We start from the raw sequence: 11,943 nt of genomic DNA, 5'->3' as shown, positions 1-11,943 counted from the left end.
CTTCGGGCCTCTGCCCTTGACTAATTGGCGGCGATGTACAGGGATTTCCCGAGAGCTTAGGTCGACCGTGCAAAGGCCTGCAACGGCTTAGGGAGGGGAGGGACGCTTGGACGAGCACGATCCGAAGGAAGATCTGATCGAGACGATTTTCCGCAACGGAACAATCACCGTCGTGGGCATCCTGCTTGCCTTTTCGCTCGGCTTTGTCACGCATTGGGCGGCGAACCCCATGCCATGGCGATTCTACGACCTGTTCGCCGTTGTGCCGATCCTGGTCGGCATCGCGTTGCAGATGCGGACGCTGTCCATGCTGCTCGACATGAGTTCGCTCCGCCGACCCATCTACGAACGCGCTAACCGCATCTTCATGGCGGGCCTCATCCCGACCGCGCGCGGCGTCGGGCTGGCCATCCTGCTCGATGTCTTCGAGATGTCGGCGAAGGGCACGCTGCCCGGCGCTTGACGGCCTGTCACTGCGCTTTGGCGCTGCCGCTCATCGGCCGACGCGACGTCAAGTCCGGGGGTTTATAAGTGCTTCCTCCCAAGCGGCGCCGATCTCCTTCTCGAAGAGCCTCTTTGTCTTCTCTGGATGTATATTAGCGGATGTTAAATTTAGAGCGTTTCGGCTTGCCAGAAATTAGAATCTCGGTGGCATACTCCCGCATGGCTTTTGGGGTGCTGGCAGCAGGAAAACCGATGCGCGGGCGGTGGATGGATCAAGGCGTTGCGTCAGGACGACGCCCGGCAGGTGCGTGCGCGCATTGCCGAACTGGAGCGCGACCTCATCGCAACCACACCTCAGGGGCGCCATCGACGTTTCGAAGCCGGACATGAACTTCCCAATGCGAAGTTCCGCCTGGAGCGTCTCGAGGAATGCATCGCCGAGATACCGGTGAGATGTAGCCGTTAGACTGGCGGAAGCTTCGCCGCTCTCAATCCCTGCCGCGCGGTCGGCTGGTCGGCGGGGAACAGATGCCGACGGCACGGTTAACTCGTCGCCACGCCTCCGAAGCACATAGTGTGGGGCGTCGATGGTCGCGCTCTTCCCGGCGTCATTCGGGCCGACGACGATGTCGAGTCCTGGCGAAAGTTTAAGTTCTAGTGGCGCTGTCGGCGCGAAACACCGAAAGCCGCTCGTGTGGATTTCGGAAATAAGGATTGCTCTGCGCTCGCCGCCAAGATTATTGACACGGCAGCGTTGCAAAACCCGCGAGTAGCAGCTGACGCAAATACCCGCACCAAAGGATAGGCGAGTGCCTTTATATGAGCATCCGATCGCAGCGCTTCATCATCAATCCGCCATCGGCCTGTCCGGCGCATCTGCAAACGCCCGCCGGTCGGCCGATGTCGCGGGTTTCCTTCGACATCGATGAAGTCGCCCGCTCTGCGTGGAACGAGATTCTTCAGACCGCCCCGCGCTCGAATTCCCTCTTCGCGTTCCTCGAAGACTTGCTCGAGCCCAGTCCGAACCTGGTCTGGCGCGGCCGAGGGCCCGGACGGGGCACCGAAATGCGTCGTTCCTTCTCGGGACTGTTCGGGCGCTTCTTCGCCCGCGCCTATCTTGAGGTGCACCATGAGTTCGTCTGGTTTGCCGCGATCGACGGGGACAACTTTCATCTTTCGCCAAACTGGCGGATCAGCCGCAAGCCGCGTTCGCAGACGGAAATGCCGGACTGGATCTGCGCACGGCCCGGAGAACTGGCGATCGGAGAGGCAAAGGGCTCCCATCAGAAGAGCAACGCCAGCCGCGGCGGAATGCCCGGCCCCATTAAGACGGCGGATGGCCAGATTAGGGGCGTGCGCGTGCAAAAGCGTGTCCGCAACCGCCCGCGAACCACATGGCGTTCTAAGCGCGTGAAAGGATGGGCGGTCATGTCACGGTGGGGGCTGGCCAATCCTCCGCGTGATCCGTTTCTCTACGCGCTCGACCCGGAAACCGACGGTCAGGAACTCTCGACCAAGGAACTGGAACAACTCGTCCAGGCAGTCGCCCGAACCCATGTCGGCCAGACCGCGCTTGGCCTTGGCCTTATAGAGGCGTTCGACGGCGAGTTCGCAGTCACCCCGCGCCGTCGCGTGCGATTGGCCGATGATCAGGAGAAGCGATTCTTTACCGGAGCGGTCATGACACCGTTCGGCCCTCTCGATCTGGACTTTGACCGCGCGAAGGAGCTGACCGCTCTCCTGCCAGATCCGAACCTCGTCCGTTTCGTCGGCCTTGAGGAAGGCCTCTTCGCTAGCTTTCTCGACGGGCAGACACTCGTCCCGCGCGAGCGACAGCGGATTGGCGACCGCTCGCTTGTCGGGAGTGACGGTTTTGTCGTTGCGCCAATCAACCAGATCATCGACCTCGGCTATCAGGTCAACCCTTCCTGATCGGTCGGCTTGGTCTTGTCTCTGCCTCTCGCCACATGGCGATCCTAAGAACGTGTTCCGTCAGGAATGGATCCAACTTCTCGGATCAGTTTGTTTAAGATCGCCCATTGAAACTCGGCGAGGCTGTCGGCCGGAATTACAAATGATCCAGGCCCTCCGATCACATGCCGCTCGTAGTACTCCGCGGTTGTCTCGCCATTTTCCACTTCGCGCCCGATTGGCAGACCGTTGATTATGATTGCCTTCTGAAGCGCTCTCCAGCGGCTATCTTCTAATGATGATCCATCGTTGTTGGCTCCGTCGCCTGAGATGTCGATGACCCTGCGCGACGTTGGAAAGGGCAGTCTCTCCAACGCATCAACAGAAACGTCGATCGCGTACGAGATCGACGTTTTCGCACCGTGCGGTCCTGGACCTTGCCTATCCGACTTTTTGCGGATCGTCTCAGCGACAACGGACGCATCATTTGCATCGGAGAGGACGGTCCAGTCCAAGCGAGTTTTCAAGGAGCCGAAGCTCGACCATTCGACGAAGGTGACGGCGATTTTACCGTGCAAACCCTTTTTGATCGCCTTCAGCACGGTGTCGGACTCCAACGCGGCTGCATAGCTCTCGCGTTGTAGAGCCGCCTCTGCCTCGTTAATGGAACCGGACATGTCAGCGGCAAGCACTATAGCAACGTCGACTTCACTAATTGAGTCGAGGAGTGATTTGTCTGCAACTTCACTAAGAAAAATTCCAGTATCAGCAGAACGAAAAGGCCGATCAACAATCACCAGGATAAGCAGTCCCGCTGTCAAAACAGAACACGAGAGAGTTTTCATCTCCTGTCGGTTCCCCCTGCAACGCGCGCTCAGTCCCTAAATGACCACCGCAATCTACGGCGGTCACGTCAATATACATTAGACAGTGCTAATGTATAGATGGCAGACGTGTCAGTGGTTCGTGGGGGATCGCATGTGGACTGGCCACCCCCCTGCGTCGCAAGAGCGCCGACGGTTCAAGCTTTGCCAAGTGCCCGAGATACTGCAACGAGCCAGGCAGCCTATTGATCGTTTACCAGTCCGGATTGTCATCGTGCCAGTATGCACGAAAGCAACCGAATTGTGGCGGGAGACCAAGCCGACGTCTGGCGTCAAATGCCATTTCCGAGAGTAACCGGGATGAGTTGTTCTCAGTCACGTTAGGCACGATGGCGTACCCGTCCTGGACCAGCATCAGCATGCTGCCTTCAGAATATCGGAATACAGCCGGGCGCTGACGGTTCTCACCACTTCTTCAGAGATAGGTTTGTAAGGTGGGCTGTCCTTGGACCAGCATTGCCCCGCTGCCGATATTAGCCATAATTAATATAAAGACGCGAGTTCTATCGACCGAGGTCAGCCTGCCGCTGCGGCATCCAATGAGCCAGGTCGAGCGCATGAACCGCACCATCAAAGACTCGACGGTCAAGCGCTTCCACTACGAAAGCCACGAACAATCTGCATCGGCACCTAGCTGACTTCGTAGCGGCCTACAACTTTGATCAGCGGACTTGGCTATTTGTCATCCCGCTGTCATATGTTGGCGATAAATACCCTTAATTCCGGATTTATGGATACATGGATAAAAAGTCCGCTCTCCTCGCATTGGCAGCGCTCGGCCAGGATACCCGGCTCGAAGTCTTCCGCCTGCTCGTTAAGGCAGGCGCCGATGGCGTGCCCGCCGGCGAGATCGCCTCGCGCCTTGATACCGTGCAGAACACCATGTCGGCGCACCTGAAGGTTCTTGACCACGCGGGGCTGGTGCGCGCCGAACGCGATGGACGCATCGTCCGCTACGTCGCCGACATGACCGGGTTCCGCGATCTGCTGGCATACCTGATGGAGGATTGCTGCAACGGCGCGCCGGAACTTTGTCAGCCAGTCATTCAGGCTGTGACCTGCAAATGCTGAGGAAGGAAGCCATGAGCGATCAAATCTACAACGTCCTGTTTCTCTGCACGGGCAATTCGGCGCGATCCATCCTTGCAGAGGCAATCCTGAACCGCGTCGGCGCTGGCAAGTTCAAGGCCTATTCGGCCGGATCGCATCCCAAAGGGCAAGTGCACCCGTACTCCCTTCAGCTTCTGGAAACCATCAACTACGACACGTCCTTCGCCCGTTCCAAGGACTGGAAGGAATTCGCGGTCCCCGGCGCGCCTGAGATGAATTTCGTTTTCACCGTCTGCGACAACGCGGCCAACGAATCCTGCCCGGTCTGGCCGGGGCAGCCGATGACGGCGCACTGGGGCATTCCTGACCCGGCCGCGGTGGAAGGCACCGACGCCGAAAAGCATCTCGCCTTCGCCGAAGCCTACCGCATGCTCAACAACCGCATCTCGATCTTCGTGAGCTTGCCCATGAACATGGTCGACAAGCTCACCTTGCAGAAGTGCCTGGACGAGATCGGCCGCAACCTGCCGAAGGCCGGCTGAACCCCGTGGCGAACGACCTGCCACGCCGCATCGTCGCGGAAGCCTTGGGAACCGCGCTGCTTGTCGCGACCGTTGTCGGCTCCGGCATCATGGCATCCCGGATGACCCACGACGTTGCCATTTCGCTGCTCGGCAACACGTTGCCGACTGGGGCCATCCTTGTCGTGCTGGTCACGATACTGGGACCGATCTCGGGGGCGCACTTCAATCCCGTCGTCACGCTGGTGTTCGCGCTCCGCCGCGAGATGGAAGCGAACGCGGCGGTCGCCTATGTCATCGCCCAAATCGTCGGCGGCATCGCCGGGACGTTTCTGGCGCACGCCATGTTCGAGTTGCCGATCCTGCAGGCCTCCGCGACGGTGCGGACCGGGACAGGGCAGTGGATCGCCGAGGCAGTCGCGGCCTTCGGCCTTATCTTCACCATCCTGGCAGGCCTGCGCTTCCGCTCCGACGCGATCCCCTGGCTGGTCGGGCTCTACATCACAGCCGCCTACTGGTTCACCGCCTCGACGTCCTTCGCCAACCCGGCCGTCGCGATCGCCCGCGCCTTTTCAGACACGTTTTCTGGCATTCGACCGGTCGACCTGCCGGGTTTCATAGCTGCCGAATTGCTGGGGGCCTTGCTCGCGATGGCCCTGGCGGGCTGGCTGCTTGCCGAACCGAAACCAATCAGACAGATGAAGGCTGCCGAATGACTGTTACGATCTACCACAACCCTGACTGCGGCACCTCCCGGAACACGCTGGCCATGATCCGCCAGTCCGGCGACGAGCCGCAAGTGATCGAATATCTGAAGAACCCGCCACCGCGCGAAAAGCTCGTCGAACTGATTGCTGCGATGGGAAAGACGCCTCGCCAATTGCTGCGCGAGAAGGACACGCCTTACGCTGAACTCGATCTCGGCAATCCCAAGTGGACCGACGATGAAATCCTGGACTTCATGATGGCGCATCCGATCCTGATCAATCGGCCGATCGTGGTGACGCGTCTCGGCGTCGTCCTCGCGCGGCCTTCGGAAGCGGTTCTCGACATCCTGCCCAACCCCAATATCGGGCTGTTCGTCAAAGAGGATGGGGAGGTTGTCGTCGACACAAAGGGCAAGCGCATTGCCTGATGGGGACCATGTGGCCGAAGACTCGCTGCCGAACGTGGACGACGAGCAATCCTGACGCGTCACTGAATATCGCTCACTTCGGCGTGTAAGCCCCTATCTTTATCAGCGGCACTTCACGCTTCCTCATCGTCCACTCGCACGAAGGCTGCTCAGAATCTTCGCTCCATCTGAGCCGACCAACTCTCAGCCATAAGCAAACCCCCGGCCCAGAGGGCCGGGGGTTTGCGGCGATCACCGGAAGAGCTTCGGGCTGTGCTACGGGCGCGCTACGAGACGAACTCGCGCTTGAAGCGGGCGAGCTCATCTGGACGCACGAGGCAATTGCCGCAGCTGCCCATAGGCTAAGTGCGGGTGCCAGTGCCGATATCGCTTTCTTCATGCTTTTCCCAATCGAGCGACTGTCACGAATCCCGCAATCAGTATCAACCTTCTCGGCTCATCGTCGAACCGCGACGGCGATGTCGCGGCCGCCGGACTACGCTACCTGCTGGGTACTCGCCACGAGATGAAGGGCCGGGGCAACATGCGGCAGTTCGTGGATCGTCACGCTCGGGCACACCTTCCGCGCAAGGTCGCACAGGTGCTGATGGTGGGTGAAATAGACTACCTGGCCCACCTTTGCCATTTCCGCGAAGAGTCGGAAGGCTTCCTCTGCACGGAAATCGTCAAAGGTCTCCATGATGTCATCGGCAAGGAAAGGCACCGACCGATGCGAAGAGGAGAACTCGTGATATCCGGCAACGCGAAGCGCAAGATAGAGCTGGAACCGCGTTCCCTTCGACAGCGCGGATGCAATCTTCGATCCGCCGTCCGCGCTCACCGCGACCAGCATCTCCGTGTCCCTGTCAGGCTGGGTAGCGAGACCCCGGTAGTTGCCCCTGCTGATAGTATGGAACGCCTCAGACGCTTGAGCCATCATGGAACTCCGATGGCGGTCCCGGTAAATTCGAAGCGCCTGTTCGGCTGCCGCGACTCCAATGCGTAGATTAAGATAGCGGACAGCCTTTTCTTCGATTTCGAGCAACACAGTCCGGCGACGCTCTTCGACCCGGGCGACGGCATCGTCATCTCCTATTGCATTGACCGCGTCAGCCGCCTTGCTGTGTTCGGTGAACAGTTCCCGGTTCCGTTGATCCTGATCCTCGAAACGGCCTTTGAGTTCTGCCGCCTCCGTTTCAAGGGCCGCCCGATCAGTGTTCTCGAGGGACCGTTCAGCTTCGTCCAGGGTAGGTGATCCAACAGCGTTCATGATGTCTGTCGCGGCGGAATCAGCTTCACCTCTGAGCGTGGCTCGCCGCTCGAGCTGCTGCAGCACGACTCCGATATCCGTAAGCGAGGTCACGCCGAAGAACTGGAGGAGTTCGCCTTTTCGCCGTTCATGGATCGCGATGGCGTCAGACAACTCACGCTGCTTTTCCTTAGCGACCTGGATAGCCTGCTCTTTCTCAACGCGACGGGCCCAAGCGGACGCGGCCTCGCGAACGCGATTTTCTGTCGCCGCGGCGAGATCCAGCGCAGCGGACTGTTGTACGGATATGCTCAGTTCATCAGCGAGGCGGCCCACTTCGGCAGCAAAATCTGCCTGGTCCCTCTCCATCTTCGTGACACGATCTGCCAGTCCGCTCTTCTTCTCGATGAAGGATCCGAGATCGCCGACGGCTGACAGGATCTCTCGAACGTCCGCGACCGGCCGCGGGCCTTGATCGCCCAGCCACGACGCAGAGCACGCCGCTGTCCATTCGGATGTCCAACGCTGATCGTCCGCGGTGGCTTCTTCAAGGATACGCTCGCGGTCTGCCAGTTCCCGCTGACGGTCCTCCAAGTCTCGCCGGAACTGCTTGATTTCGGACGCCCGGTCGACGAGGGCTTGGGCAAATGCCACCAGTGTCTCGAAGCTCGCGTTCGAATCATATGACGCGCCAACAGCGGCGAAGGCGGCTTTCAGCCGGTCGCCAGCGGCCACACCATCGGCTTTCGCCGCTTGCCGATCCCGCTCAGCTGCCCGAAGCGTGGACAATGCCTCGAGAGCCAGATCGCGCGAACCCAACCAAGCCTCCAGCCGTTCGGGGGAACCGTCTGCCTGAAAGCCGGGCGCGATGCGCAAGAAGGCCTCCGCAATTTCGTCGTTGATGCGTTGAAAGTCCGTTCTCGCGGCTTGGAGGAGCTCTTGGGCGCGGGCAATGTCCGCATCCATGACAACAGCGGCTTGAAGGCTCTGCTGAAGTCTCGCCAGTTCATGGACATGCACGAAGCGGGCGTTGGTTGCGAGGTCGTCGCGCCGGAGGGTCTCTTCGAAGAGGTCGGCCGTGCTCTCGTCCAATTTCCGGCGATGGTCTGCCCATGCCTCCTCGCGGGCCGCTCGGACGGTGCCAGCCTCCTGTTCGGTGACGATGCCTGCGACGGCTTCCAATGCTTCGAGTTCGGCGGTCAGGTGCTTGCGATCCGATGCCAGACGCTCCACCTCCTGCTGGTGGCGTTCGACCTTCTTTCGAGCCGTTGCGAGGTCGGCCTTCCACCGCTCGATGCTGAACTTGTCCGGTACGGCCATGTCGAGAAGCTGCTGCGGGTTCCCGGCCCACGGCCTCAGTTCGCGCAGCTTGGACGAGAGCGTCTCCTGGTGTGAAGCAAGGGTCCGGTCGGCCAGTCGCAGACGAACGCCATGGTCGTCGGCTCGCAGCACAGCCAGTGTGGCCGTCATGCCTGCCATGCCGGCGTCGGCAGAGGCATAGGATGCGGCTCCGGTGCCTTGTCCCGCGGCCTCGAATTTTTCGCGCGCTTCGGCCATGCGTCGCCGCGCACCTGAAACCTCGTTCTCTGCCGACCTGAGCGACGACGTCACGCCGGAGCGGCTCTCGATAAGGTCGCTGAGGGCGCCGACGACGGACGTCCCAAGAACCAGACGCGCCGGATCGGCCTCGTCCTCCTGGCCAATCCGACGCAGAATCCCTGCGATCGCAGCGTCGGCCTCGCGCATCTGCAATCGACGTTCGGGAATGTCCTTCGCCGCCGTGAGATAGCGCGCCCGCAGATCCGGGAGCCGCGACGCGCGATCGGCAAGCCTCAGTGCAGCATCGTCGACAGTCTCCTTTTCCAACTCCGACACAAGTTCATCGATGTTCTCGATGGCGCTTCTTGAGCGCGTCGCCAGTTCGATCTCGTCTTTCTGGAGCGTCGCAAGTTCCTCGGCCACCCCGATCGGGGGCTCCGGAAGGGATTCAAGGGGAGCGAGCTTCTCGCGGGCGGCTCGCAACGTTGTCAGACGAGGAAGCGCGATGAGCAGGCGTTGGATCTGGTCGATCCGCGACTGTATGCGGCCGCGAGCGGCAATCGTCTCTTCATACCGTGAGGCGGCGCTTTCTCGCGTGCCGACCAACTGGGCATATCGGCTGGCCAGTGTGTCGATCTTCGCCCGCTCCTCTTTGAGCGCGTCAAGCTGGCTCTTTAGCTCGCCCAATTCTCCGCTCCGCGCTCGCTTCTTGTAGAAGGCGTCCGCTTCCGTTCTCAGGTCGCCAAGCCGGTGGCTCAGGTCGGCCAGGCCAGCGCTGGCCGAAAACAGGAGTTCTCCGAGGTCGCCCTTGCTCGCCAGGATGCTTTCACCGCCTGCCTCGAGCGTGTCGTCGTCGAGCGAGAACATCGTCCGGTAAGACCCCCGATCGATGCCTCCGAGATCTACGCGCAGCACGGCTTCGGAGATAGGCTGGTCATCCGCGTCAAGAAGGCTGTTCTGCGGGCGCTTGATGCGAAAAACCTCTCGCTCACCCGCCGCTAGTTCCAAAGCCGCGCCGAGCCGCATCGAGGCATAGGGATGCAGGAAGTCATAGGGGCTGCGCGTCTCGATCCCGAACAGGAGGTCCAGGACGGCCGCGAGCGCGGTCGATTTCCCGGCCTCGTTCGGGCCATAGACGATATGCAGGTCCGAGCTGCCCTTGGTGCGCTGGCCGAAGTCGATCGTGTGGTCGGTGAACTTTCCGTAACGGGCGAGATCGAGACGACGAATACGCATCAGGCAGCCTCCACGTCCGAGTCGGCATGCAGGCGTGCGACTACGTTGTCCGCGCCCTCATTCAGCAGGTCGGCAACGACGAGGTCGAATGCGGCCTCGTCCTCTCCGAGTATATGACGGCATTCCGGAGGCAGCTGTCCTCTCAGTTCCTCCGCGACCTCGAATGCCGCCGCCTTGAACGCATCCGAACCTGCAATCTCGTCCGAGATCAGACGCCGCAGCTCGCTCAGCGGATCTCCGGAATCGGCTTGCGCAGCCGACGGTGGCTGGCACTGGACCTCCAGTTTCTCGACCCAACAGCGACCCACCGTGGATGCCCGGTCATCGGCTTCGGCCTTGAGGAGGTCGATGTCGCATCGGATGCGCCAGGCGAGGGGAGTGATGCCCGTCAGGCGGACGCGCGCAACCAGGTGATCGGAAGCGGCATCCGTCCGGGTTCGTTCCAGCGCCTTTCCGATTTCCCGAGCCAGGCCGGCCCAGTCTTGAATCTGGCTCGTATCGACTTCGACGCGTTCGAATTGTGCGACGCTGGTGAAGCGCTCTTCGATCCGGACTGACAGGTCGTCGGCAACGGTTACGAGCGATACCGACTTGACGCCGGATTCGTTGATGTCGCGTCCTTGGGGCATGCCGGGCATGACCACGGTACATTTTCCTTCGAACACCGATCGTTTGTGGATGTGGCCGAGCGCCCAGTATTGGAAGCCCGCCGCCTGAAGGTCGGCGAGGCTGCATGGGGCATAGGGATTGTGGCCGCTCGATCCCGAGAGGCTGGTGTGAAGGATGCCGACGTTGAAGGCTCCGTCGATCGCGGGCTTGTACTTGCCGACGAGACTTTCAGGGGCCTGCGGATCGGCAAAGCTCAGGCCATGAACGACGACGGGGAAGTCGCCTCGCGCCCGGTCGACCGCGATGGCGTCGGCCCGCCCGCTGAACACCTTCACCGTTTCCGGAAAGACCAATTCCTTCGTGATCTGCGAGACGGCGTCGTGATTGCCCCGGATAATGAAAACACGAATGCCCGCTTCGTGCAGCCGACGCACCTGTTCCGCGAGAAACCGCGCGGTCTTCATCGATGTCTGCTCGCCGTCGTAGAGATCGCCAGCCAGCAGCAGCGCGTCGACCTGCTCTCGAAGGCAGAGATCAATGACGCGGACAAATGCCTGCCGGGTCGCATTCCCGATCAGGTCGGCGAGCTCCGGGCTTCGCATAGCCAAAGACTTGAGTGGTGAATCCAAATGGATATCCGCCGCGTGAACAAACCGATACGCCACTTACGCTGCCTCCCGCAACCAATCAGCTGCCGCTGATTCCCAAGGAACCGTACGTTGCACGCCATAGCGGCAGCGGGTGCCAATTCCTGTCATTTGTCCCCAGGAAACTGCACAGGCTAAATGAAAAGGCCGAAAGGAAGCTGCGTGCGTGCAGCGCTGTCAGCAATTGCGGGGAAAGAAGCGCTAGTCCCGCTAGCGCAGACTACATGAAGAGGCCCGACAGGTGCGTGCGCGCATTGCCGAACTGGAGTGCGACCTCATGGTGACCACACCTATGGGACGCGCGCAAAAATGGTCTTTCCCGTGCTAGGCGGGGGATGCATGACCGCCTTGGTCAACATCCGACCAGCCGATCTTCCGGCCTTCCAATCCGCGAGACCGGCCGACAGGCAAGGCGGACGCGTCGAAGCATTGCGCCCGACGACCTTTCGGCTGAGCTGCCTGTACCGGGTTCCGTCCGCGAGGAAATGCGGCACAAGGTTCGCCGTTTACAAGCAGGGGACGCTGCGGTCATCGAGACGTTCGTCGCCTTCGCAGGACACCGGGATCGGATACGTCCTCGATTACTTTACCAAGGGTTGCGAAGTTGGGAAAACATTTCCCGGGATTCGTCCGCGTCCTTAAACGAATATGCCGTAAGTCGCGACAGTCGGCGGGGCGAGCTCTGACGATAGCTCTGGTCGGATCGACCGTTGTTTCGATAACATCGTTGAGGAGGTTA

Annotated in this window: 10 protein-coding genes and 2 pseudogenes; 8 read left to right on the top strand and 4 right to left on the bottom strand. The window is 60.8% G+C overall.

Annotated features, from left to right (window positions below; genetic code table 11):
* The first annotated feature begins 106 nt into the window (after window positions 1-106).
* Together NKJ57_RS05350 and NKJ57_RS05345 are read left to right on the top strand one after the other, a co-directional pair.
* On the top strand, window positions 107-463 hold the full coding sequence (locus tag NKJ57_RS05350) for a hypothetical protein (RefSeq protein WP_352511163.1): 357 nt from the start codon (window positions 107-109) through the stop codon (window positions 461-463).
* A gap of 261 nt (window positions 464-724) precedes the next feature.
* Entirely contained in the window at window positions 725-910 is a 186-nt protein-coding gene (locus NKJ57_RS05345) for a hypothetical protein (protein WP_352511162.1), read from the top strand.
* Window positions 911-1,021: 111 nt separating this feature from the next.
* On the opposite strand, the pseudogene NKJ57_RS05340 reads toward NKJ57_RS05345, so the two are convergent.
* Window positions 1,022-1,204 (bottom strand): annotated as a pseudogene (locus NKJ57_RS05340) (AAA family ATPase); the annotation flags it as partial.
* 59 nt (window positions 1,205-1,263) lie between these two features.
* Between NKJ57_RS05340 and NKJ57_RS05335 the strand changes: the two are divergent.
* On the top strand, window positions 1,264-2,376 hold the full coding sequence (locus NKJ57_RS05335; protein ID WP_352511160.1) for a hypothetical protein: 1,113 nt from the start codon (window positions 1,264-1,266) through the stop codon (window positions 2,374-2,376).
* Window positions 2,377-2,420: 44 nt separating this feature from the next.
* Here NKJ57_RS05335 and NKJ57_RS05330 read toward each other — a convergent pair whose 3' ends face one another.
* On the bottom strand, window positions 2,421-3,200 hold the full coding sequence (locus NKJ57_RS05330) for a DUF1194 domain-containing protein (protein WP_352511159.1): 780 nt from the start codon (window positions 3,198-3,200) through the stop codon (window positions 2,421-2,423).
* A 578-nt stretch (window positions 3,201-3,778) separates the two neighbouring features.
* Here NKJ57_RS05330 and NKJ57_RS05325 point away from each other — a divergent pair.
* From NKJ57_RS05325 to arsC, 5 genes and pseudogenes are all read left to right on the top strand, one after another.
* Window positions 3,779-3,908, top strand: a pseudogene (locus NKJ57_RS05325) (IS481 family transposase); the annotation flags it as partial.
* Window positions 3,909-3,977: 69 nt separating this feature from the next.
* Window positions 3,978-4,310 (top strand): ArsR/SmtB family transcription factor, encoded by a 333-nt coding sequence (locus NKJ57_RS05320; RefSeq protein ID WP_352511157.1) that lies wholly within the window; start codon window positions 3,978-3,980, stop codon window positions 4,308-4,310.
* 11 nt (window positions 4,311-4,321) lie between these two features.
* Complete coding sequence (locus NKJ57_RS05315; protein WP_352511155.1) at window positions 4,322-4,831, top strand: arsenate reductase ArsC; 510 nt, start codon at window positions 4,322-4,324, stop codon at window positions 4,829-4,831.
* Window positions 4,832-4,836: 5 nt separating this feature from the next.
* Window positions 4,837-5,526: an aquaporin gene (locus tag NKJ57_RS05310; RefSeq protein WP_352511153.1), complete on the top strand. Its 690-nt coding sequence runs from the start codon at window positions 4,837-4,839 to the stop codon at window positions 5,524-5,526.
* The gene (arsC, locus tag NKJ57_RS05305; protein ID WP_352511151.1) at window positions 5,523-5,945 is read left to right on the top strand and encodes an arsenate reductase (glutaredoxin); all 423 of its coding nucleotides are present in this window, start codon (window positions 5,523-5,525) and stop codon (window positions 5,943-5,945) included. The genes NKJ57_RS05310 and arsC overlap by 4 nt, the downstream gene beginning before the upstream one ends.
* A gap of 475 nt (window positions 5,946-6,420) precedes the next feature.
* On the opposite strand, the gene NKJ57_RS05300 is transcribed toward arsC, so the two are convergent.
* Together NKJ57_RS05300 and NKJ57_RS05295 are read right to left on the bottom strand one after the other, a co-directional pair.
* Entirely contained in the window at window positions 6,421-9,948 is a 3,528-nt protein-coding gene (locus NKJ57_RS05300; protein ID WP_352511150.1) for an AAA family ATPase, read from the bottom strand.
* Window positions 9,948-11,222 carry a metallophosphoesterase family protein gene (locus NKJ57_RS05295; RefSeq protein ID WP_352511148.1) on the bottom strand — a complete coding sequence of 425 codons (1,275 nt, stop codon included), beginning with the start codon at window positions 11,220-11,222 and terminating at the stop codon, window positions 9,948-9,950. The genes NKJ57_RS05300 and NKJ57_RS05295 overlap by 1 nt, the downstream gene beginning before the upstream one ends.
* Between the last annotated feature and the right edge of the window lie 721 nt (window positions 11,223-11,943).

It is taken from the genome of Mesorhizobium sp. M0077 (genome assembly GCF_040322955.1).
Lineage (GTDB): Bacteria > Pseudomonadota > Alphaproteobacteria > Rhizobiales > Rhizobiaceae > Mesorhizobium.
Note: the sequence above shows the minus strand (reverse complement) of the source record. Positions and strands in the feature narration are given on the sequence as shown.

What these genes read in the sequence shown, in the direction of transcription:
- NKJ57_RS05330 (WP_352511159.1), bottom strand. Translation starts at nt 3,200, where the DNA reads ATGAAAACTCTCTCGTGTTCTGTTTTGACAGCGGGACTGCTTATCCTG.
- arsC (WP_352511151.1), top strand. Translation starts at nt 5,523, where the DNA reads ATGACTGTTACGATCTACCACAACCCTGACTGCGGCACCTCCCGGAAC.
- NKJ57_RS05320 (WP_352511157.1), top strand. Translation starts at nt 3,978, where the DNA reads ATGGATAAAAAGTCCGCTCTCCTCGCATTGGCAGCGCTCGGCCAGGAT.
- NKJ57_RS05335 (WP_352511160.1), top strand. Translation starts at nt 1,264, where the DNA reads ATGAGCATCCGATCGCAGCGCTTCATCATCAATCCGCCATCGGCCTGT.
- NKJ57_RS05315 (WP_352511155.1), top strand. Translation starts at nt 4,322, where the DNA reads ATGAGCGATCAAATCTACAACGTCCTGTTTCTCTGCACGGGCAATTCG.
- NKJ57_RS05300 (WP_352511150.1), bottom strand. Translation starts at nt 9,948, where the DNA reads ATGCGTATTCGTCGTCTCGATCTCGCCCGTTACGGAAAGTTCACCGAC.